This is a genomic window from Chryseobacterium sp. Leaf201 (genome assembly GCF_001421435.1).
Lineage (GTDB): Bacteria > Bacteroidota > Bacteroidia > Flavobacteriales > Weeksellaceae > Chryseobacterium.
Genome location: NZ_LMKA01000075.1, coordinates 1 through 23,352, shown reverse-complemented (window position 1 = coordinate 23,352; position 23,352 = coordinate 1). Strand labels below are relative to the sequence as shown.

Genomic DNA, 23,352 nt, shown 5'->3' with positions numbered 1-23,352 from the left:
ATAAATTTTGTTTATTATTTTAACCAAAATGGTGAGTATTGATTAATACCAAATGCATCAGATTTAACCAAATTTGGAACGTTTGCACTGTTGGCAACATATTCAGACTGTGGATAAATAAGTCTAGTCGGCCTTGAATTCACCGGAGTATTAATGGGTAGTGGAGTAACAGGGAAACCTGTTTTATTATAACTAATAAATGTCTCTGTTGGATTAATATTGGTTAGTGCAATCCATCTTTGATATTGAATAGCCGCAATCTTATTAGTACTTGCAGTCCAACCTATATTTGGTCTTGAATTGGAATTATTAATGTAAGTTGCTGCGTTTGCTGCAGTTAATCCTAAATATGTAAATGATGCAGTGATCCCATTGTTAAAGAACGTTTGCGCACCAGTAAATTTCGATGGATACAGTATTGCAGCTTCAGCTAATAGAAACTGAGACTCTGCATTTAGCATAAAAACACCTGGCTGACTGGATCCTGTTGTTGCATTAGTAATTAAAAACTGTTTAGGTCCTAATCCTACATAATCTCCTACTGTATTATCATTATTTGTCGTTCCCTGTTCTAAACCATAATAGCCCTGAAATCCAGGAGTGATCTCAGCATCTTCTAATGCATTCCAAACATTAGCATAAAACATTCTTTGAACTCTAGTATCAACTAAGCCACTTGTTCTAGATGCTCTACCTAACATATTATCTATAATATGAGCAGAACCTAGTACAAGCCTGTAACCAGAATTAATTTCGCCATTTAAAGTAACTGCACCATGGCTTCTAAACAAAGGATTTTGCTGTGCAGTATTAGCAGCACTATAGCCTGGATTAAGCAATACATCTGAAGAAATATAGCTAGATGCCGTAGAAGGTAAAGTCGCTAAAGCGGCATCACGATAAGCAATAACCTCAGGGTCAGTACAGTTAGATAACCTTACAACTAATTTTAACTTAACTGTATTAGCTAATTGTTTCCAACTTGCAATATTGGTTTTGAAAATTACATCTTCTACACCTTCTGTACCTGCAGCAGTACCTGTAGCATTAAAGTATGTTGCCGTTGTAGGGAATGTATTAAGTAGTGCTATTGCTTCATCTACTTCCTTAATAAGAGCTTTATAAATGTCTTTACCTTTATCATATCTTGGAGCCAGATTAGACTGTCCTTGAAAAGCTTCACTATATGGAGCATCATTATACAAATCTACAATGGTCTGCATATAATAAGCCTTCAATACTTTAGCGGCAGCAATATGTCCAGAATATCTTTTTGAAGAATTATCACTATTTATAATTGTCTGAAAGTTATTAATCCCTAAATAATAGTTATCCCAGATATTATTGTAAAAAGTACTGGTAACATTCATTTTCATTTCATCATCAAAAGGTGCTGTATATTGAAAAATATTACCTACCCATGCGTTCATCATAAGGTTACCAAATCTATTTAGAGTAACATATTGTGTTGCAAAGATATTTGTTTGAGCAGCAGCCAATCTCTCTTTAGGAGTCAATTGGTTGTTGTAAGCTTCATTTGGGTTTTTATTAACATCCAAATAATCTTCACTGCATGAATTCATTACTAAAAAAGAACCGGCAGCTATTAATGATATAAAAAGTTTTTTCATTTTATTAAATTGTTTTGTTAAAAATTAATGGTAGTATTAAATCCAATAATTCTTGTTGTAGGATATTGACTTCGCGCTGCAATACCCATTATATTATTACCACTTGAAACATTTGATTCAGGATCAGCATAGTTTCTGTTTTCTTTAGAAAATACTCTGAAAGGGTTTCTGGCGTATACACCAATTGTTAACCCATCGAGACCAATACTTCTAACCATATCTCTACCCAATGAATAGCTTAAGGCTAATTCTCTAACTTTAAATGCTGTAGCATCGATTACAAAATTCTCTGCGATTGAAGAGTAAACACCTCCATAATACGTTGGTAAAGTAGAGTAATCTGTTCCTCCTGATTTAATTGAAGTATTCGCCACATATTGTCCCGCAGAATTTTGATAAACTGAATTAGGAATAACATAACCTCCTTGGGTTCTATCAAATTCAGCAGACTGTTCTAAATATCCTCCAAATGCTAAATTTAACATTTGATCAGCATAGAACTGATGGCCTGTTCTATAATCCATGGTAGCCGATAACTCCCAATTTTTATATCTGAAATTTGTATTAAATGTCAAAGTATATTTAGGATTTGCATTTCCTAAATTGATAAAACTATTAGTGGCCTTAGGATCACCAGTAGCCTCATCAACAATAATTCTACCTTGATCATCTCTTAAGTAACCAGTTCCTTTGATCACTGGATATTTTGCACCTCTAACCGCATAAACTCCAACATTGCCAGAAGAATAAAGAGCTACTTCATCAACTCCTGCTGGTAAGTCTAATACTTCCTGTTGGTCAGCATAATAAGAAAGTCTTCCATCCCATCTGAAATCAGTCGTCTTAATAGGCGTAAACCCTAAATCAAGTTCAATACCTCTCGTTCTGATTTTACCAATATTAAATCTTTGAGAAGAAATACCAGAAGCGCTTGATGTTGTTCTTTGTGTAATCAAATCTTTGGTATCATTATTAAAGATGTTAGCATCTAACGTGATGCGATCCTTGAAAAATCCTAATCCCAAATTTAATTCAGTAGAAGTTACAAATTCCGGCTTAATCTCAGGACTTGTAGGATTCGGATTAACTATAAAACTTAACGGATTTGTTCCAAAAGGAAAACCTGGTGCTACTACAGCTGTATTTTCAATAGCGTAAGCAGAAACAGGATCATTACCTACCATTGTATATGAACCTTTAACAACAAATCTACTTAAGACAGTACTGTTTTTGAAAATTTCAAATGCATTTTTAGGTATAAATGATAAACCTACTGAAGGATAAGTATAATTAAATTTACTTTCAAAATTTGCATCACTTGAAATAAAAACAGAACTGGATTCAGATCTTACTGTAGCATTTAAATATAAATAATCTTTATAATTTAAATCTAAATTTGCAAAACCTGCATATTTTCTAACTTTTGTTAAGCTGTTAGTTCCATTAAAACCATATGGCTGTGAAGGATTAAGGACATTCCAAACAGTATAAAGTCCAGCATTATTTAAATTAGTCCCTCCTGCACCGGTACCCTTACCATAGGTATCCTGAACATTCCATCCTACTATTAATTTAGAATTAATATCATCTGTCAGATTGTAATCAAACTGAGCCATAATATCATTATAAAAATAAGTAGAGTTTGTATTATATTGATTATAAAGTGAATTAATAGCAGTTACGCCGGCAATGGTTGCTACCCCTGGTGTTGAACCAGAATAAAGGTCTCTCCACTGTCTTCCATCACTTGTTGAAAACTGACCAGTTCCGTTATCAATAATTGTGATATGATCATTAACTTTATATGATAAGCTTACCGTACCACTAATGTTATTAGTCTTAACAGCACTTCTATGATGTTTTATATTCCAGTAAGGGTTCTGGTAAAACATAGTCCATGTATATGCTCTGTCATCATTCAATGCACCTCTCCATTTAGTAATATCAATTTCAGGAGCAGATTGAAGTATATTACTATATATATCTGCAGGAGTAGTATTGTTTGATTGATTCAAGAATGAAAATGTTCCATCAATAGTCCATTTATCTTTTTTCATTCCACCTTTAAATATAGCAGAAGTCCTTTTGCTTTTATCATTCATTATGATAAATTCTTTATCTTGTCTAAGTAAGGACAAGGATGCATAACCATTTGCATCACCGGCTCCAATAGTTACACCATTGGTATATGTAGTACCAGTTTGAAAAAATTTCCTAAGATTACTATTAGCACTTGAAGGAGCATTAAATGGTAAATAAATTGATGAAGATATATCTTGTTGAGGAGTATTTCCATCATTCCCATTAATGGAAATAACTCCATCACCATTAACATCATATAAAGGAATACCATAAGGTAATGATTGACCAGCATATGTAGGATCTGTATACGAAGGACCCCATGCGCCATTTTCTACGTGAATCCTTTCACCATACCACCCTTGTCCATATCTATTTTGTCTTGCCGGCAAAAAAGCTATATTTTCAAAATCTATACCATTATTTAATGTTACCTTAACTTTTCTATTACTTGTTCCTTTTTTTGTAGTAACAATAATAGCTCCATTAACACCTTGAGATCCATACAAAGCTGCTCCCTGTAACCCTTTTAAAACTGAAACAGACTCAATTACATCAGATGGCAACTGAGAATAGATTGACACAGTTGAAATTACCCCATCAATAACAATTAGTGGAGTTGTGGACCCAGAAATTGTTCTTGAACCTCTTAATTTTATATCAAATGATCCGTTTACACTTGAGTTTGACTGGTTAATTTGTAAGCCTGTTACCTTGCCGCTTAATGATTGTACTGCATTTTGATTATTTGCCTGTGTCAAAGCATCAGAGTTTACAACAGAAACAGAAGATGTTTGAGCATCTAACTTTTTCTTTAAACCAAGAGCACCAGTGATAACAACTTCACCAATACTTTGCTCCCTTATAACTGTGTCATTCTTTGTATTTTGTGCATTCATTAATACAAAAGAGGAAGACACAACAACTAAAAGAACACTTGCTGTTAATTTCTTCATATTTAAATTGATTATTTTTTTATTATCTGCAAATATGTAAAACTTTCTTAAAGTAACCAAATATTTTGTTAAAAATATTTAATTTTACATGTTTTTATATTTTAGGGTGTAACATAATTATGGATTTGTTAAAAAAATGGTCGGTTTTTTACGTTGAAGCAGGGTGTGATGAAGTAGGTAGGGGTTGCTTATGCGGGCCTGTGGTAGCTGCTGCCGTGATCCTGGATGAAAATTTTAACCAAAATTTAGTTAACGATTCAAAAAAACTGAATTTTAAAACCAGATTGGGTCTTGACCAATATATTAAAGACCATGCTAAAGATTATGCCATCGCTGAACTGCCTGCCGGTTTCATTGATCAGCATAATATTCTCAATGCCAGCATTCATGCTATGCATCATGCGCTGGATAAATTAACCATACGGCCTGAACTGATTTTGGTAGACGGTAACAAATTCCATCCTTATAATTATATCCCGCATGAATGTATTATTAAAGGGGATTCAAAAGTGCTTTCGATTGCAGCCGCTTCTATATTGGCAAAAAACTACAGGGACCGGTTAATGATTGAACTCCACGACGAGCATCCTGAGTACGGCTGGGATACCAATTTTGGCTATGCAACCAAAAAACATCAGGAAGCACTCATAAAATTCGGGCCTACAAAATACCACCGGCAGTCTTTCAGGTTAAAATATGATTAACAAAAAGAAACGAAATTGTTAACAAGGTTAATTATGCCTTATTATATGTACAAATAAAAAGAGAAGCTATAATGGCTTCTCTTTCTGTTGTATGATCAAATTAATTATTATTTCTTCTTTTTCTGCTCCTGATATTTCTGCTGTTCCTGAGCTTTCTCCATCATCTCTCTCATGCGCTTCTGAAACTTACCTTCAGCCTTCGGCTTTTCTTTGTTGGCCTGAATCTGGGCATGAATTTTCTTCTCATCCAGAATTATATATTTAATGACCAGAATAATCAAAATGTTAATTGCATTGGATACAAAATAATACCATGACAATCCGGATGCGGACGTGTTTAAGAAGAACAGGAATGTAATCGGGAAAATATACATCAATACCTTCATGTTCGGCATACCTTCCTGCTGTGGCTGCTGCATATTTCCTGAAGTCATAATGGTGTAAATTAAAATGACAATGGTACACGCAATGGCAAATACACTTAAGTGATCGCCTAAGAACGGAATTTTAAACGGTAATTTAATAAGGTCGTCATAAGCCGTAAGATCTTTCGCAAACCAGAATCCCTGTCCTCTCAAATCAATAAAGTTCGGGAAGAAACGGAATAAAGCATAGAAAATCGGGATCTGCACCAACGCTGGTAAACATCCTGCCATCTGGTTGACTCCTGCTTTCCTGTACACTTCCATGGTTGCCTGCTGCTTTTTCATCGGATCTGCATCTTTCAGTTTGGCATTTACCTCATCAATTTCTGGACGGATTACCCTCATCATTGCACTTAGTTTATGCTGCTTATACATAATTGGTGACAAGATCAGTTTAACAAGGATCGTCAGTAAAAAGATTGCCCAACCGGCTGTTACACCCCATGAAGCAATGAAATTATAAATAGGAATAAAGAACCCTCTGTTCATCCATCCGATGAAAGACCAACCCAACGGCAAAATTTCGTCAAAGTTTTTATCGTAAGATTTTAATAACGGTAAATCCAGCGGCATGAAATACCAGGTGAAATCCTGGTTCAGTTCATTTCCGGTCATCTGAACGAAACCTTCATAATTCAGTTTTTTCAGATATTCTCCTTCTTCAATATTTTCCTGATTTCCCTTACTCTGGGTAAACCCACTCTTAGCTTCGATGACAGAAGTAAAAAACTGTTGCTTTACACCAATCCAGTTCAACGTTTCCTTTTCTTCTTCCATGGTTGTTCTTCCGTCATAATCATAGTCTTTATAATTATTGAAAGCATAAGAAAATTCTGAGTGAGACTGTTCCTGAGCCCTACCCTTTTCCAGGTTTCTTACATTATAGTTCCAGATAAAATCAGCTTTGGTATCAGCCGTTACTTTTGCAAGCCCCTGCGTTCTTACTTTGAAATCCAGTCTGTATTTATCCAGCAATGTATAGACAAACTGAATAACAGCTCCGTTATAATCAGCAGTCATGGTTACCGCATTACCGTTAACGGCCGGAGCAAAAACCAAATCTTTGGTATTGATTACTTTTCCTGTTTTATCTTTAAACTGGAACCCGTAGTCGGAATTGTTTTTTGTGATCAGTAAAAGCGGAAGATCTGCTTTATCTGTCTTATGATCGTATGCTTTGTATTCTGCAAGTTCCACTTTGGAAACCTGACCTCCTAAACCGGCGAACTCAATATTCAGTTCTTTATTGGAAAGATGGGCGGTCTGAATCGCACTGGGAGTTACATTTGGATTGATATTGCTTGCCTGAGTTGGTTTTACAGGATTTCTAGCCTGTTCAGTTTTCTGTTGCTGAGCTTTTACCTCTTCTTCCTTTGATTGTTTGTTCTGAAAATAAAACATGAAACCAAAAAGAACCAAACATAAAACCGCAAAACTAATCATTTGACTTTTATCGAGTCCGTTGTTCTGTTGCATTTTATCTTAATTAAAATTTTACCTATTAAATAATGTATAACATGTGGTTATACATTTTGAGTCGACAAAAATACTGTTTTTTTATCAAAACTCTACCTTATAATATATTACTATATAATAAACTCAAGCTGATAATAATCAACCTGAGTTTATTTATGACGCCTGTAATCTTACAATTACTTTACTTCTTTACCGCACGCTTTGATAAAAGCCCTGAACAGCGGATGCGGTGTTGCTACCGTACTCTTGTATTCCGGGTGATACTGAACCCCAACATAGAATGGGTGGTTCGGCATTTCCAATGCTTCCACCAAACCTGTTTCCGGATTAGTTCCTGTTGCCAGGAAACCATTCATTTCAAACTCCCCGATATAATCACTGTTGAATTCATACCGGTGACGGTGTCTTTCCGTAATATTTTTGCTTCCGTAGATATCATTCATTGCAGACCCGTTTTTCAGGGAACATTTCCAAGCTCCGAGACGCATGGTACCTCCTTTGTCTACTACATTTTTCTGTTCTTCCATTAATGAAATCACCGGATGTTCCGTAGATGTATCAAATTCCATAGAGTTGGCTTTTGAATATCCCAACACATTTCTGGCAAATTCAATCGTCATAATCTGCATTCCCAGGCAGATCCCCAACATCGGCACTTTATTTTCCCTTGCATATTGCGCTGTCAGAATTTTTCCTTCAATCCCTCTGTCGCCAAAGCCCGGAGCTACTAAAATTCCGTTTACGCCTGCTAAAGTTTCTTTGATATTTTCACTGGTTAAGTCACCGCTGTACACCCATCTGATCTTTACTTCAGTTTCCAAGTCGGCACCGGCATGCTTGAAAGCTTCCGCAATAGAAATATAGGAATCCTGAAGGGAAATATATTTTCCTACCAATGCAATTTCTACGGTTCTTTTCGGGTTCTGGAATTTTTTAAGGAATGTTTTCCAGTCCTTAAGATCAGCTTCCTTATCACTTTTCAGATCCAGCTCTTTTAAAACCACATCATCAAAATTCTGCTTCTGAAGATACATCGGTACTTCATAGATCGTTTCAAGATCTTTACATTCAATCACATTATCCAAAGGAACATTGCAGAACTGGGCAAGTTTCGCTCTCTGGTCTTTTGGGATTTTATGTTCCGTTCTGCATACCAGGACGTCTGCCATAATTCCGCTTTCCATCAACTGACGGACAGAGTGTTGTGAAGGTTTTGTCTTTAATTCCCCGCTTGAAGCCAGATAAGGCAGTAAGGTAAGGTGAATCACCATGGAATTTTTCTCACCCAGTTCCCATTTCAGCTGACGGACTGTTTCTATGTAAGGCAGAGATTCAATATCGCCAACCGTTCCCCCGATTTCAGTAATAATGATATCGTAGTTCTGTTTGGATAAGATTTTAATTCTCCTTTTAATTTCATTGGTAATATGAGGAATAACCTGAACGGTTTTCCCAAGGAAGTCTCCTTTTCTTTCTTTTTCAATAACCGTCTGATAAATTTTCCCTGTGGTAACGTTGTTGTTTTGGGAAGTGGGAGCATCAAGGTAACGCTCATAATGACCTAAATCCAGATCCGTTTCCGCACCATCTTCGGTTACATAGCATTCTCCGTGTTCATAAGGATTCAGTGTTCCCGGGTCGATATTAATATAAGGATCTAATTTCTGGATCGTTACATTAAAGCCGCGTGATTTTAGCAGAAGTCCCAGAGAAGCAGAAACGATTCCTTTCCCCAAAGATGAAGTTACACCTCCTGTCACAAAGATGTACTTTGTATTCTTTTTACTCATTAGATTAGGTTTGTGCAAAGTTATGGGAAAAAGAAAGACAAAGCAATTTTTTAGATTTATCAATTTGAGAAATAGCAATTATTTTCTTAAATTTAACGAAACTTTTTATCTGTATTTAATCTTATCAACACGCAAAAAAGCCATTAAAATAATGATTTCTGTATATCACTCAAGCCAAAGTTGCAACAGCCGCTCAGTCCTATACCATTCTTTTACACGTAAAAATAAATTTACGGCTGATCCGATTACAGCCTGCCTTATTCTGCTATCTGCAGAATCCTGAAACCTTTTTGAATTTTCCTGACTGCAATCGTTATGGTTTAAGCAAAAACCTTTTTTAGCTTACCTAAAAATTATCTCCAAGACGGTTAAAAAACAAAAAATTAATTATTTTACTTTTCAAAATAAATGGATGGTGAATTCACGATCAGGCCTTCTCTCTTTATTTTTAAATATCATGACATTAAGAAATGCGACTGAATGAAAAGCAACTGAAAATCCGGCAGCAGGCCTTTGCATTAACCTTATGTACCATTGTATTCATCGCTGTTTACAATTTTTGCACGTGGTATGCTTCTTCTTTAGATGATGTGCCGTCATTCACTTTCGATTTTGAAAAATCTATTCCGTTCATGCCTTTGTCGATCATTCCGTACATGGCAAGCGGACTTTTTTTCTGCGTTGTATTTTTTTCTTGTAAAAATAAAAATCAATTAAAAATATTAACATGGAGAATGATTTTTGCAACTGTTACGGCAGGAATATTTTTCATTACGGTTCCTTTACGGTTTTCATTTGCAAAACCTGAAGTTCCGCATGTTATTCTGGGACTGCCTTTTTCGTTTTTAGAAGCTTTTGATTCACCCTTCAACCAGTCCCCATCGCTTCATATTGCTTTTGCATTTATATTCTGGTCAGTATTCAAAGGGCTTACAAAATGGCGGATTTTCTTAATGGTCTGGCTGATCCTTCTGGGAGTTTCGACACTTACCACTTATCAGCATCATCTGATTGATATTTTAACCGGAGCCATTCTTGCACACATTACTTTTATCATCATTCCTTATCGCAAACATGATCCTGAATACCGGAATTTCCGGGTGGCAAATTATTATTTCCTATCAGGATGGATCCTCATTTCAGCGGCTTTACTGCTCAGTAAATACATCGGAGCTGAGGGATTCATCCTTTTATTGCCTGCATTGGTAACCATTATTACCGGTTATTACCATCAGAAAAGTAATCCACAAAAAATTCAGTAAAACAGTAGTCCCGTAGTTTATCTTTATACAAGAAAAAGGTTTTCAATATGTTGAAAACCTTTCTACTACACCAAAATTATATATAAAAGTCCTATTGCTTAATTAACTCAAAATATAGGTTAACATCAACATCTTTAGCTACGCCCGCTCCCGTTGGGTCATATTTAATGTTATAATCCAGACGGTTTACTTTAAATGTGGTCTGGAAGCCCATTACCTCTTTTCCCTGCTGGTTCTTCGTTATCCCGCCAAACGTTACCGGAACACTGATCTCTTTAGAAACATCTTTAATCGTCAGTTTTCCTTTTAAAGTATACACATTGTTTTTATCCTTGGCTAAAGAGCTTGATTCAAACGTCATTGCCGGAAACTTTTCACTGTCAAAGAAATCGGCACTTTTCAAATGCTTATCCCTCATTTCAACTGCTGTATTGATGGAGTTTACCTCCACTACGAAAGAAAGCTGTGCATTGTCCAGATTACTGGCTTTCGTTATGGCTTTTCCTTCAAATTTATCAAATCTTCCCTGCACAAAGCTGATCCCCATGTGTTTGATATTGAAATTTACCGAAGAATGCATCGGGTCGGTCTGCCAAACGGTCTGTGCAAAACCCACAACACTTAAAAGTGCAAATACAAAAGTTAAGAATACTTTTTTCATTGTATATATTTTTAGATTAATCTTAGACAAATGTATGCTGATTATAATAACCGGACATTGACCTATGGTAGTTTTTACTGTTTATTTAAATTTTTTGATGCTGAGTTTTTTCATAATTTTACAGTATGGCAAAATTAAGAACAGCATATTTCTGTCAGAACTGCGGAACCCAGTACTCCCAATGGATGGGACAATGCAAGAACTGCGGAGAATGGAACACCCTGGTGGAGGAAGTCGTTGAAAAAACCTCATCCAAAACACCGCCGTTTTCAAAATTAAAACAAAACGTAATCAATATCATTGAGGTTGAAACCAGTGAAGAACCGAGAATCAAAACCCCTTCCGAAGAACTGAACCGGGTACTCGGAGGCGGTATTGTATTAGGTTCTGTCACTTTAATCGGTGGTGAGCCGGGAATTGGCAAATCAACCCTGCTTCTTCAGTTAGCCCTGAAAATGAAGAAAAAAATCTTTTATGTTTCCGGGGAAGAAAGTGCCTCACAAATCAAGATGAGGGCCGACCGGTTAACGGATATCCAGAATCCGAACTGCTTTCTTTTCACGGAAACCTCTCTGGAAAAAATCCTTCATGAAGCGAAAAAGCTGGAGCCGGATTTCGTTATCATCGATTCTATTCAGACTTTACAGTCCCAGCTGATTGAAAGCTCACCGGGAACCGTTTCCCAGATCAGGGAATGCTCAAATGAAATCATCAAATACGCCAAAGAAAACAATGTCCCTGTTTTTCTGGTAGGCCACATTACCAAAGACGGACAGATTGCAGGCCCGAAAGTACTGGAACACATGGTAGATGTGGTACTGAACTTTGATGGCGACAGAAACCATCTTTTCCGTTTATTAAGAGCGAATAAGAACCGTTTCGGGTCTACTGCCGAAATCGGGATCTATGAAATGGTTTCCCAGGGACTGAAAGAAATTAAAAACCCTTCTGAAATCTTAATTACCAAAAAATTTGAAGAGCTTTCCGGAAACTCCGTTGCTGTCACATTAGAGGGCAACCGCCCGATGCTCTTGGAAATCCAGGCACTGGTAAGTACAGCCGTTTATGGTACGCCGCAAAGAAGTTCTACCGGATTTGATGCCAAGAGGCTGAATATGCTTCTAGCAGTCCTGGAAAAAAGAGCAGGTTTCCAGTTGGGTGCAAAAGACGTTTTTTTAAATATCACCGGGGGAATTAAAACCGATGACCCGGCACTGGATCTGGCCGTGGTAGCTTCTATCCTTTCTTCCAATGAAGACATCGCCATCTCTGAGCATTACTGTTTTGCAGGGGAAATCGGGCTGAGCGGAGAAATCAGGCCGATTGCACAGGCCGAGCAGAGAATTACCGAAGCAGAGAAATTAGGCTATGAAAAGATTTTCGTCTCTAATCTAAATAAACTTCCCAAGAAGAAATTCGGGATCAAGATTGAAGAAGTGAGTAAAATTGAGGATTTCCATGAAAGGTTATTCTAACCCAAGAACGCAAATATTTAATGATGAAAAACGGTATTCTTGATTATTACAACAGCCTTGCGAAAACCTATGATGAGAACCGTTTCGGAAACTCCTATGGACAATATATTGATCAACAGGAAAAAAATTTCTTAACTGCTTTTTTTAGAAATAAAAAATATTCAAGAATTCTTGATTTGGGATGCGGTACCGGCCGGTTGCTGGACTTTGCAACTCACGGAACAGATTTCAGTATAAAGATGCTGAATATTGCTAAGGAAAAATATCCCGGAAAAGTTTTATTGAAAGGAGAAATCTCAAAAATTCCTTTTGATGATGAATTTGACTGTATTTTTTGTTTCCATGTCATTATGCATCAGACTAAAATTGAAACAAAATTATTTTTAAATGAATGCCATCAGAAATTAAACAAGAGCGGGATTTTACTCTTTGATTATCCTACCAAAAGCAGACGAAAAGCCATTTCTCCACAGGAAGATTGGCACGCCGGTAACCGTTTTAACACTGCAGAAATTTTACAATTCTCAGAAGGTCAATGGAAATTAAAAAATACAAAGGGAATTTTATTGTTCCCGATTCATAGGCTGCCAAAAAGCATACGGAAATATTTTCTTCTGCCGGATATTTTACTGTGTAAAACATTCCTGAAAAGATGGGCTTCCTATCATATTGCAGTCCTGGAAAAAATATGAAACGACAACTGAAAAAATGGCTGCCCTACCGCTGGAAAGTCCAGATAAAGCTCTTGCAGAGGTATATTAGTGAGAAGAAGACTCAATATGTCTATTCAAAAAGCTACAGCCCGGAAGATATCGGAGAACATAAGACTGAACTCCGGCAGGTCATTAACAAAGGTGAATACCATCAGAATAAGATTCATAATTTACAAATTGTCAGCAATAAGATCAACAATTTAATCATTAAGCCCAACGAAGTTTTTTCTTTCTGGAAATTAATAGGCAAGCCTGATGAAAAGAATCATTTCAGGCTGGGAAGAAATTTAATTAAAAACCATATTTCAAGTGATTTCGGCGGCGGCATTTGTCAGTTTTCTTCAATTATCTATTTTCTGGCTTTAAAATCCGGCTTAAAAATTATTGAACGATTTCCACATTCAATGGATATTTATAAGGAGCATGAACGTTTTACACCCCTAGGTTCAGACTGTACCGTAGTTTATGGATATAAAGATCTGCAGATCGAGAATCCGTTCCCGTTTCCCGTTCAGCTGAGATGTTCCCTGAATGATGAACATCTTTCGCTTAGCCTGATATCACCTAACGAAATTATTTTGCATACAATCGGTTTCAAAGCGTCTGAAACTGAAAAAGGGGTCTGGGTAGAAACATTAAGCAATAACGAGATTTTATTTAAAAATTTCTATATTCGTTTATGAATTATCTGGCACATTCCTTTCTCACTTTTACCGACGGGCAGATCGTCGGGCAGTTCCTGGAAGATTTTATCCGGAATAAAGACCGGTATTCTTTCCCGAAAGATATTCAGGACGGGATTACCCTGCACCGTGCCATTGATACCTTCACAGATTCTCATCCGGCCATCCATGAAGCCAAAAAAGTATTTGCCCCTCTGGTAAGGTTATATGCCGGGGCTTTTGTAGATGTGGCGATGGATTACTTTGTGGCCAATGATTTACAGTTAAAAACATTAAAAGGCTGGAAAGATCATTCACGGAAAGTATACCGGGTTTTGAATGAGCATTATGAATTTCTGCCTGAAAATTTCAGAAGGATGCTTGAAAAAATGGAACAGGACGACTGGCTCTACCATTACCGCCAGGACCAGAATATCAAATTCAGCATGCGGAATGTATTGAATAAAGCAAAGTATTTAGATAAAGACATTCCTGTATTTGAAGCTTTCCTTGACCATAAAGATGTGCTTCAAAAATGCTATGACGATTTTTTTCCTGATCTGCTTGAACATGCCAAAGGAATCAACGCGCTTTTACAGCTGGAAAACTAAAATTGTTGAAATAAATAACGGTTTGGATATGTCAGTCTCTCACTTTTCCTTTCTCCGTTGACAATGATGTGGACAATATTCATCTGATCGTCAAACAGGTTATAAAGAAAGCTTACGGCTGCTTCTACCTTTTTGGGATTGTCAATTTTTTCAGATTCCAGATAAATATTTACCGATTCATGGTCTTCTTCATAACCAATGAAGTTTACTTTGAGAAATGTATTGTTGGCTTTAAGCTTAAAGTATTCTGCTGAATAATTTTTAAGTGCTTCCTGAAGCGGTGCCTTAAATTTCGGATCATTGAAATGCAGTGATTTTCCGTATTTTTCATTCAGCCCGTTTTCAAGGTCATCAAGAAAAAAACGTCCTGTTACTTCAAAAGTTTTAGACTTCGGATTATAGTTAATTTCCACTGATCCTACATGATAAGGATGTTTCGCTTTGGTAAAAGAAAAAAGCAGCAGTAAGGGAAATAACAGAAAAAGTATTTTTTTCATGGCAATAAATCAATTATTTTTTGTGGATCCTGTCTCATGTCAAAGAAAAGCAGGACTTTTACCGTCCGGTTATTTTCTTTCCTGAAGAACATGCGTATATGCTTTTTACCGATTAATGCTGAATAAATGTCTTTAGTATATTTTTGATAATGTTTAAATCTGTCCTCTTTTAAATCAGCTGAAACACGTTTGACATCCTGAAGAAAAGTGATAACTTCTTTATTACTCCATGTTTTTTCAAGAAACTCAATCTGGTGGCGCAAAGTCTGTTTCGCTACTTTTGAGAGTTCAATCTGCATATTTCATCATCTATATATTTAAAAAACTCTTCTTCAGAAACCATATCTTTTTCTTCCAGGCGGTCTGCATAATCTGCCAGCTTATCAATAACGTGTTTTGGCATTCCGTCCTCATAAAATTCTTCTTCTTCCTTTACAGAAACAGATTTCACGCCTTTTATTCTTTCTAAAAGCTGTTTGATGAAAACAAAATCTTCTGCATTTTCAAGTTCTATATTTACGATCATGACGATGAATTTTCAACAAAGTTAAAATAAATTTTGTATCATCGCATTTCGAAAAATAATTTAACAATGCAGGACTTTTTATTTTACCTCAACCTGGGCTGGGAGCATATTATTTCGCTGGATGCACTGGACCATCAGCTTTTTGTACTGGCTTTAATTGCCGTATATTCTTTTAATGACCTGAAGAAAATCTTAATTCTGGTTACGGCTTTTACCATCGGGCATTCCGTGACGCTGGCGCTGAGCATTTTTGACATTGTAAGGATCAATTCCGCCTGGGTAGAATTCCTGATTCCGCTGACGATTGTCATCACCTCACTGGATAACATCCTGATGAAAAATAAAAAACAGACGCTGATGACTGCCAATTATTACCTGGCACTGATTTTCGGACTGATTCACGGGATGGGTTTCGCCAATACCGCAAGGGTAATGATTGCCAAGAGCCAGAGTATTGCCGTTCCGCTTTTGGGTTTTAATATCGGTTTGGAATTAGGACAGATTGCCATTGTTTTCGGTATTTTAATCCTGCTGTTTATCCTGCTTAAAGTTTTTAAAGTCAATCAGAAAGACTGGGTGCTTTTTGTCTCTTCAGGAGTCTTTGCGTTATCATTAAAAATGACGCTGGAAAGAATTCCTTTTTAAGGCTGAAACATTTCCGACTTTTCAACTACTTATTATTATATTTGAAAATCCTTAAACAATTTCGGTTATGAAACTAAAAGTTGCCATACTTTCCCTTTCTGTATTTACGTATACAGGTTTCACCGCACAAAATATTCAGAACAATCCGGGGAGTAACCACGGAAACAGATTTGAACAGCTGGGAACCATTCTTCCTACACCCAATATTTACAGAACGGCTTCGGGAGCACCCGGGCACGGCTACTGGCAAAACAGGGCCGACTACAATATCACGGCATATCTTGATGAAGATAAAAGAAACCTTAAAGGTTCTGAAACCATTACCTATTACAATAATTCCCCGGACGACCTGGATTATATCTGGCTGCAACTGGACGAAAACCAGCAGTCGACGGTAAAAAAAGCAGATTTCCCTTCCTCTTCTACCCTTCCGAAGGCATCCAATGACCAGCAGCTGCGCCCGACAGAACTCCCCCTTTCGGATAACGGATACGGCGTAAACCTTGAAAAAGTGACCGATGCTTCCGGAACGCCCCTGAAATATACCGTCAATAAAACCATGATGCGTATTGACCTGCCTAAAGTCCTGAAAAAAGGAGATAAGCTGGTTTTTAAAATAGACTGGAACTACAATATCCCGAACAGGATAAAAATGGGCGGCCGCGGCGGTTATGAAAATTTTGCCGAAGACGGAAACGACCTTTATACCATGACCCAGTGGTATCCGAGAATGTGTGTATACAGCGATTTCCACGGCTGGCAGAACCACCAGTTTACAGGACGTGGAGAATTTGCCCTGGTTTTCGGGAACTTTAAAGTTTCCATGAACGTTCCTGCAGACCATGTGGTAGGCGGAACCGGAGAATGTAAAAACTACGATCAGGTATTAACGTCTGATCAACTGGCGAGATACAACAAATCCAAAACAGCAGCAGAGCCGGTTGAGATTGTTACGCTGGATGAAGCTAAAAAAGCGGAGAAGAATCATTCAAAACAAAGAAAAACCTGGAACTTCGAAGCGAATGACGTAAGGGATTTTGCCTGGACTTCCTCCAGAAAATTTGTCTGGGACGGAATGGGCGTTACCATTCCTGAAAACAACAATAAAGTAATGGCGATGAGTTTCTATCCGAAAGAAGCTTACAACTTATACAGAAAATATTCAACAAAGGCTGTTGCGCATACGATTAAAACGTATTCGGAGTTTACGATTCCGTATCCATATCCGGTAGCACAGTCGGTGGAAGCTGCCAATGGAATGGAATACCCGATGATCTGCTTTAACTACGGAAGAACGGAAAAAGACGGTACCTATTCCGAAGGGATTAAGAACGGGATGCTGGGCGTGGTAATCCATGAAGTAGGACACAATTTCTTTCCGATGATCATCAACTCAGACGAAAGACAATGGTCATGGATGGATGAAGGGCTGAATACGTTTGTGGAATACCTTACGGAAGAGCGCTGGGACAATAAATTCCCTTCAAAACGCGGTCCGGCCTGGACAATTGTGGATTACATGAAGCTGCCGAAAGACCAGCTGGAGCCGATCATGAGTAATTCTGAAAATATTATTCAATTCGGTCCGAATGCCTATTCAAAGCCGGCCACAGGATTGAACATTCTCCGTGAAACCATTATGGGAAGGGAACTTTTCGATAAAGCGTTTAAAACATATGCCAAAAGATGGGCATTCAGGCATCCTGAACCTGCTGATTTCTTCAGAACGATGGAAGATGCCAGTGGCGAAGACCTGGACTGGTTCTGGAGAGGCTGGTTCTATGGGACAGATCCTGTAGACATTGCCATTGACAAAGTAACTGTTGCAGCCCCTGATTTAAATACTGCTCCGAGGGAAACCAAAGAAATAAAATATAAAGTAGAGAAGCCTGCCCAGAATGATTTTGAAGACATCTCTAAAATCAGGAACAGAGCCGATAAGAATACTACCTTCTACGTAGACCAGGACAAAGAAGCCCAGGATTTCTATTACCGGTATGACAGAGGACAGGAAAAAGTAGACAATACCAAGGAATACAGCTTCAAGCTTGAAGGTACCGAACCTTTAACACAAAAGGAAAAAGATAAATTTAAAAACCTTACCGCCTATCAGATTGATTTCACCAATAAGGGCGGACTGGTAATGCCATTAATCCTTGAGTTTACCTTTGAAGACGGAACCAAAGTAACCGATAAATCTTCTGCCCAGATATGGAGGCTGAATGAACAGAAGGTATCCAAAACCTATTATTTTGACAAGAAACTAAAATCTATCCAGCTGGATCCGATGAGGGAAACTGCTGACATTGATACCTCAAACAATTTCTGGAGCAATGACGGTGGCAACACCCAGGTTTCCAAATTCGATCTGTTTAAACAGAAAGAAGCCGGAAGCACAAGAGGCGCTTCCAGCGGCAGGGTCAACCCCATGCAGGCCGCAGGAAAGAAAAACTGAAAATAATTGATAAAAAGTACCCAACATCTGGGTACTTTTTTTTTAGCTTTGCGACTTATTAGAATTTAAAACCATGAAAAAAATTACTGCTTTATTCTGTATCTTATTTTCAATCTTCATATTCTCTCAATCGGATGTGTACTTCGGCAAGAAGAAATTAATGGGTGCTGAAATTATTTTAGAAAACGGAACGATCAAAACAGGGTTTCTTCAGGATTTCCATTCTCAGAGATTTTATAATACTGACATGCAATCTTTTAGCAGCATTGAAAAATATCTAAAATATGACACTAAGGAATTTAAATTCAAAGAAGAAGCGGGTTCCGCTATTCAGATCATTAACATTGCTGATGTAAAGAGAATTATACTACTGAATACAGATGGATCTGAACGGTTGGTTTATGATAAAATGAAACTTAAGACCATCAATTCTAAAAATGAAGTGGTAGATCTCAATAAAACAGTCATTTTACCTTTGGAACAGGAAGGAAAACTGAATCTTTACGGAATCACGCTGGTTGCATATGGTCAGCCCAGCCTATACTCCACAGGTGCCGCTACAAAATACCTGACTACTTTATTCATTCCCTACCTTAAAAGTTCAAACAATGAGTACGCTTACCTGCCATTCGATATAAACAGAATGAATATTTTTAATTTAGGGAAACTGGAAGCCAAGTTTAAAAAAACGTTGGAGGAATCCACAAAAGACTGTCCGGAATTTCAGTCGAATATTGATGAAACCATGAAGGTTTTTGAAAAGCGTTTAACGAAAGACCAGAAACAAATGTACTATGACAAGGAAGAAAAAAAGAAGCAGATCCGCAAAAACACAAAAGATAAAGGAGAAGAAGATTTTCTCCAAATGAAAATTGATGCAGAATACGGAATAGATCCCTATTTAAAACTGGTAGACGATTACAATAAAAAATGCAGCAGATAAATTCAATATTTAACCTTCAGAATTCCGGAGGTTTTTTTCTGCCAAAATTTCACATCAGCCTAAAAAAATTCTGCCATTTCAGACAAAGACCGGTGATGGCATACATTTAGCCAATTACAAGACAGAATAATTAAAAAATTAAATATATTATGTCAGTAAACTTTAAACCATTAGCAGACAGAGTTTTGATCGAGCCGATCGCTGCAGAAACTAAAACAGCTTCAGGTATTATTATCCCGGACACGGCAAAAGAAAAACCACAGGAAGGAACAGTGGTAGCAGCAGGCCCAGGAAAAAAAGATGAGCCTACCACGGTACAAGTAGGTGACAAAGTTCTTTACGGTAAATATTCAGGTTCTGAATTAAAACTGGATGGAAAAGATTATTTAATTGTAAAAGAAGGAGATCTTTTAGGAATTATTGGGTAGCCATAAGCATTTAGCTGTAAGCAGTAAGCTTCATGAGAGACTTCAAAAAATACGATGTTTGGCAATCAAGTCATAAAATTGTTTTAGACATTTATCAGATAACTTCAACTTTTCCGAAAGAAGAATTATTTAGCTTAATATCACAGATCAGACGTTCATTTGTTTCAATCCCGAACAATATTGCAGAAGGCTGCGGCAGAAATTCAGATAAAGAATTTGCTCAGTTTTTAAATATCGCAATCGGTTCACTTAGCGAATCAGAATATTTACTGCTTCTTGCTAAAGATTTGAAATATCTGAAAACAGAAGATTTTGAAAGAATTAATGAAGAATTGACTACAGTTAAAAGAAGAATATATCAGTTAAGATTAAAACTAATCAAATAATTTTCAGGTGTAAAGCCTTTACTAAAATAAAAATTTAATCGCTTTAGGGAAAGCTTACCGCTTAAAGCCTAAAGCCAAAAGCTTTAAAACAATGGCAAAAGAAATAAAATTCGATATCGAGTCTAGAGACGCTTTAAAAAGAGGGGTTGACGCATTGGCTAATGCAGTAAAAGTTACGTTGGGACCAAAAGGGAGAAACGTAGTTATTGAAAAATCTTTCGGGGCTCCCCACGTAACCAAAGACGGGGTTTCCGTAGCAAAAGAAATCGAACTTGAAGACCGTGTGGAAAACATGGGAGCGCAGATGGTGAAAGAAGTAGCTTCCAAAACCAATGATATCGCAGGAGACGGTACTACTACCGCTACCGTTCTGGCACAGGCTATCGTAAGAGAAGGCCTTAAAAACGTTGCAGCAGGGGCAAACCCAATGGACTTAAAAAGAGGGATCGACAAAGCTGTAACTGCAGTGGTGGCTAACCTTAAAGAACAGTCTAAAGAAGTTGGAGATTCTACAGAAATGGTGAAGCAGGTAGCTTCCGTTTCTGCAAATAATGATGAAACCATCGGATCTTTGATCGCTGAGGCGTTCGGGAAAGTAGGTAAAGAAGGGGTAATTACGGTAGAAGAAGCAAAAGGAATCGATACAACAGTAGACGTTGTAGAAGGGATGCAGTTTGACAGAGGTTACCAGTCGCCTTATTTCGTTACCAACCCAGAGAAAATGGTTGCTGAGGTAGAAAACCCGTACATCCTTTTGGTAGAGAAAAAAATCTCTTCCATGAAAGAATTGCTTCCGGTTCTTGAGCCTATTGCACAGGGAGGAAAATCTTTATTAATCATCTCTGAAGAAGTGGAAGGCGAAGCTTTGGCTACTTTAGTGGTGAACAAATTAAGAGGATCTCTTAAAATTGCTGCTGTAAAAGCTCCTGGATTCGGAGACAGAAGAAAAGCAATGTTGGAAGATATCGCGATCTTAACAGGCGGTACCGTAGTTTCTGAAGAGCAGGGTTTCACCATGGAAAACATTACCATGGATATGCTGGGAACGGCTGAAAAAGTAACCATTGATAAAGACAACACAACCATTGTAAACGGTGGCGGTGAAGAAAGCAAAATCAAAGGCAGAGTAAGCCAGATTAAAGCGCAGATGGAAACCACTACTTCTGATTACGACAGAGAGAAACTTCAGGAAAGACTGGCTAAATTAGCCGGAGGTGTTGCCGTACTTTACGTAGGTGCTGCTTCTGAAGTGGAAATGAAAGAGAAAAAAGACAGAGTGGATGATGCATTAAACGCAACAAGAGCAGCCGTTGAAGAAGGTATTGTTGCCGGTGGTGGTGTTGCTTTGGTAAGAGCCATCGATGCTTTAGCTAATCTTGAAGGGATCAACGCAGATGAAACAACAGGGATCAAAATCGTGAAAAGAGCGATTGAGGAGCCGTTAAGACAAATCGTTGCCAACGCAGGCGGAGAAGGTTCTGTAATTGTAGCGAAAGTAGCGGAAGGAACTGCTGATTTCGGATACAACGCAAAAACCGACGAGTATGTAAACATGCTTGAAGCAGGAATAATTGATCCTACGAAAGTAACCAGAGTTGCCCTTGAAAATGCAGCTTCTGTTTCCGGAATGCTTCTTACCACTGAATGTGTAATCACTGAAGTGAAAAAAGACGAACCAGCCATGCCAATGGGTGGTGGAATGCCGGGAATGATGTAACAGCGTGTCGCTGAGACCATTTAATATACTAACCGCTCCACAAAAGTAGAGCGGTTTTTATTTTGTATTATTTTTTTAATTATATTTGATCAAACTAAATAAACCATGCAACAACATCAATTAACTTCTTATTTTATTTTTATACCATCTTCAGAATTTATAATTGTCTTTTAAAGTAATGTCGACAATTTATTGAACAAATTCCTTTATTATTTGAATTCAAATTAGTACTTGACCTACACGGTTATACTTAATAATACCAAAATAAACTCAACAAAATAAATTATGGCAAATTTTACATTTTTAAATCTTGATGAAGAAACAAGAAAGTTAATGCTTGATGAAATTAATTCAGATATTAGTAATGGTAAATTATACTTAAGCAATAGATTAAATCAAAATGGTAAAGACAATTATCAAAATTATCTATTGGAATCTGTAGAAAATGGAGATGAAGAAACGTTTACCAACCTATTAATTCAAAGCAGTAATTTTAACGATACAGAGATAGTACAAGGAAAATCAAAGAAAGTTCCAAGTAATGCTGCAAGTCTATTATGTCAGAGTGAATTTAATAGATATTATATTCGGGCAATCTGCTTACGAGCTATGAACCAAAATCAAGACGAAGTAAAAATATATCGTGGTAGAGAGTCAAGTTGGACACGTCCTGAATCTGAAGTGCTGATTGGAACTAGTTTAAATGCAACTGACTTACTAGAAGATTTAAGAAACTCAATAGGAATCTCTCCACAACTATTCCCCGAAATTAATTCAGGTTTAACTATAAAAATATAAATTATGAATTTTTCAATATCTAAATGTCCTCATTGCCAAAAACCTGGATTCGAAACAGTAATTGAAACCCCAAAAGATTCTTCTTTCAAATTAATGTTTGTAAGATGTCAATGGTGCAAAACTGTCGTTGGAGTTCTTGAATATTACAATAATGGAGCTTTAATACACAAATTGGCAAAAAAATTAAATGTAAATCTTGATTATTAACAATACTACAGCTAATGTGGTTCGATGCAATGGTGGTTAAGTGCAAAATTTAAGTTTAAGTTTTCTCCTACACAAAAAGCCAACCTGAATGAAATGTGAAGAACATATTGCAGGTGTATAGGATGATATTGTTGTACAAGAAAATTAATTAATATCTGGAGGGAAATTGCTTTTGAATATAAATTAGTAATTAAAAGTTTGAAGTACACTATTCATGTGTGAACGATACCCTATTAACTTAACAAAAAATTTCTAACTAAATCATATAATAATTTACAAGCATTTATAATTTATACATATTTGAT

Annotated in this window: 22 protein-coding genes; 14 read left to right on the top strand and 8 right to left on the bottom strand. The window is 37.0% G+C overall.

The genetic code is table 11. The annotated features are described in order from the left end of the window. Positions 1-14 precede the first annotated feature (14 nt). Both ASE55_RS10925 and ASE55_RS10920 read right to left on the bottom strand, forming a co-directional pair. The gene (locus tag ASE55_RS10925; protein WP_056219200.1) at positions 15-1,631 is read right to left on the bottom strand and encodes a SusD/RagB family nutrient-binding outer membrane lipoprotein; all 1,617 of its coding nucleotides are present in this window, start codon (positions 1,629-1,631) and stop codon (positions 15-17) included. 17 nt (positions 1,632-1,648) lie between these two features. Further along, positions 1,649-4,666, bottom strand: coding sequence for a SusC/RagA family TonB-linked outer membrane protein (locus ASE55_RS10920; RefSeq protein WP_056219197.1), 3,018 nt, complete (start codon positions 4,664-4,666; stop codon positions 1,649-1,651). Positions 4,667-4,785: 119 nt separating this feature from the next. Between ASE55_RS10920 and ASE55_RS10915 the strand changes: the two genes are divergently transcribed. Next, positions 4,786-5,370, top strand: coding sequence for a ribonuclease HII (locus ASE55_RS10915; RefSeq protein WP_056219194.1), 585 nt, complete (start codon positions 4,786-4,788; stop codon positions 5,368-5,370). 107 nt (positions 5,371-5,477) lie between these two features. Here the strand turns inward: ASE55_RS10915 and yidC are convergent, their stop codons facing one another. Beyond that, positions 5,478-7,271, bottom strand: a complete 1,794-nt coding sequence (yidC, locus tag ASE55_RS10910; RefSeq protein ID WP_056219191.1) for a membrane protein insertase YidC — start codon at positions 7,269-7,271, stop codon at positions 5,478-5,480. A 176-nt stretch (positions 7,272-7,447) separates the two neighbouring features. After that, on the bottom strand, positions 7,448-9,061 hold the full coding sequence (locus tag ASE55_RS10905) for a CTP synthase (RefSeq protein ID WP_056219188.1): 1,614 nt from the start codon (positions 9,059-9,061) through the stop codon (positions 7,448-7,450). A 470-nt stretch (positions 9,062-9,531) separates the two neighbouring features. On the opposite strand from ASE55_RS10905, the gene ASE55_RS10900 reads away from it, so the two are divergent. After that, positions 9,532-10,323: a phosphatase PAP2 family protein gene (locus ASE55_RS10900; RefSeq protein ID WP_056219184.1), complete on the top strand. Its 792-nt coding sequence runs from the start codon at positions 9,532-9,534 to the stop codon at positions 10,321-10,323. A gap of 91 nt (positions 10,324-10,414) precedes the next feature. Here ASE55_RS10900 and ASE55_RS10895 read toward each other — a convergent pair whose 3' ends face one another. After that, entirely contained in the window at positions 10,415-10,984 is a 570-nt protein-coding gene (locus ASE55_RS10895) for a YceI family protein (protein WP_056219181.1), read from the bottom strand. A 125-nt stretch (positions 10,985-11,109) separates the two neighbouring features. Between ASE55_RS10895 and radA the strand changes: the two genes are divergently transcribed. The 4 genes from radA to ASE55_RS10875 are packed head-to-tail and all read left to right on the top strand — an operon-like array spanning position 11,110 to position 14,445. Next, entirely contained in the window at positions 11,110-12,459 is a 1,350-nt protein-coding gene (gene radA, locus ASE55_RS10890) for a DNA repair protein RadA (RefSeq protein ID WP_056219178.1), read from the top strand. Between the two features lie 23 nt (positions 12,460-12,482). Beyond that, a complete protein-coding gene (locus tag ASE55_RS10885; protein WP_056219175.1) occupies positions 12,483-13,151 on the top strand; it encodes a class I SAM-dependent DNA methyltransferase in 669 nt (222 codons plus the stop codon). Continuing rightward, positions 13,148-13,855, top strand: coding sequence for a VanW family protein (locus ASE55_RS10880; RefSeq protein ID WP_056219171.1), 708 nt, complete (start codon positions 13,148-13,150; stop codon positions 13,853-13,855). The genes ASE55_RS10885 and ASE55_RS10880 overlap by 4 nt, the downstream gene beginning before the upstream one ends. Further along, positions 13,852-14,445 carry an ACP phosphodiesterase gene (locus ASE55_RS10875; protein WP_056219169.1) on the top strand — a complete coding sequence of 198 codons (594 nt, stop codon included), beginning with the start codon at positions 13,852-13,854 and terminating at the stop codon, positions 14,443-14,445. Before ASE55_RS10880 ends, ASE55_RS10875 begins: the two co-directional genes overlap by 4 nt. On the opposite strand, the gene ASE55_RS10870 is transcribed toward ASE55_RS10875, so the two are convergent. Genes ASE55_RS10870 through ASE55_RS10860 form a run of 3 tightly spaced genes read right to left on the bottom strand, consistent with a single transcriptional unit; the run spans position 14,442 to position 15,468 of the window. Beyond that, positions 14,442-14,942: a DUF6702 family protein gene (locus ASE55_RS10870; protein ID WP_056219167.1), complete on the bottom strand. Its 501-nt coding sequence runs from the start codon at positions 14,940-14,942 to the stop codon at positions 14,442-14,444. The genes ASE55_RS10875 and ASE55_RS10870 overlap by 4 nt on opposite strands. Next, positions 14,939-15,241, bottom strand: a complete 303-nt coding sequence (locus ASE55_RS10865; RefSeq protein ID WP_056219164.1) for a hypothetical protein — start codon at positions 15,239-15,241, stop codon at positions 14,939-14,941. The genes ASE55_RS10870 and ASE55_RS10865 overlap by 4 nt, the downstream gene beginning before the upstream one ends. Further along, entirely contained in the window at positions 15,217-15,468 is a 252-nt protein-coding gene (locus tag ASE55_RS10860; protein WP_056219161.1) for a hypothetical protein, read from the bottom strand. The genes ASE55_RS10865 and ASE55_RS10860 overlap by 25 nt, the downstream gene beginning before the upstream one ends. 66 nt (positions 15,469-15,534) lie before the next feature. On the opposite strand from ASE55_RS10860, the gene ASE55_RS10855 reads away from it, so the two are divergent. From ASE55_RS10855 to ASE55_RS20120, 8 genes are all read left to right on the top strand, one after another. Further along, positions 15,535-16,113 carry a HupE/UreJ family protein gene (locus tag ASE55_RS10855; RefSeq protein WP_056219158.1) on the top strand — a complete coding sequence of 193 codons (579 nt, stop codon included), beginning with the start codon at positions 15,535-15,537 and terminating at the stop codon, positions 16,111-16,113. 67 nt (positions 16,114-16,180) lie between these two features. After that, positions 16,181-18,568 carry a M1 family metallopeptidase gene (locus ASE55_RS10850; protein ID WP_056219155.1) on the top strand — a complete coding sequence of 796 codons (2,388 nt, stop codon included), beginning with the start codon at positions 16,181-16,183 and terminating at the stop codon, positions 18,566-18,568. A gap of 73 nt (positions 18,569-18,641) precedes the next feature. Then, positions 18,642-19,511 (top strand): hypothetical protein, encoded by an 870-nt coding sequence (locus ASE55_RS10845; protein ID WP_056219152.1) that lies wholly within the window; start codon positions 18,642-18,644, stop codon positions 19,509-19,511. 149 nt (positions 19,512-19,660) lie between these two features. Next, positions 19,661-19,939 carry a co-chaperone GroES gene (gene groES / locus ASE55_RS10840; protein ID WP_056219149.1) on the top strand — a complete coding sequence of 93 codons (279 nt, stop codon included), beginning with the start codon at positions 19,661-19,663 and terminating at the stop codon, positions 19,937-19,939. A gap of 32 nt (positions 19,940-19,971) precedes the next feature. Continuing rightward, the gene (locus tag ASE55_RS10835; protein ID WP_056219147.1) at positions 19,972-20,325 is read left to right on the top strand and encodes a four helix bundle protein; all 354 of its coding nucleotides are present in this window, start codon (positions 19,972-19,974) and stop codon (positions 20,323-20,325) included. 91 nt (positions 20,326-20,416) lie between these two features. After that, positions 20,417-22,042 (top strand): chaperonin GroEL, encoded by a 1,626-nt coding sequence (gene groL, locus ASE55_RS10830; protein WP_056219144.1) that lies wholly within the window; start codon positions 20,417-20,419, stop codon positions 22,040-22,042. A 285-nt stretch (positions 22,043-22,327) separates the two neighbouring features. Continuing rightward, entirely contained in the window at positions 22,328-22,840 is a 513-nt protein-coding gene (locus ASE55_RS10825) for a hypothetical protein (RefSeq protein ID WP_056219141.1), read from the top strand. Positions 22,841-22,843: 3 nt separating this feature from the next. Further along, the gene (locus ASE55_RS20120) at positions 22,844-23,047 is read left to right on the top strand and encodes a hypothetical protein (protein ID WP_128414551.1); all 204 of its coding nucleotides are present in this window, start codon (positions 22,844-22,846) and stop codon (positions 23,045-23,047) included. The last annotated feature ends 305 nt before the right edge of the window (positions 23,048-23,352 follow it).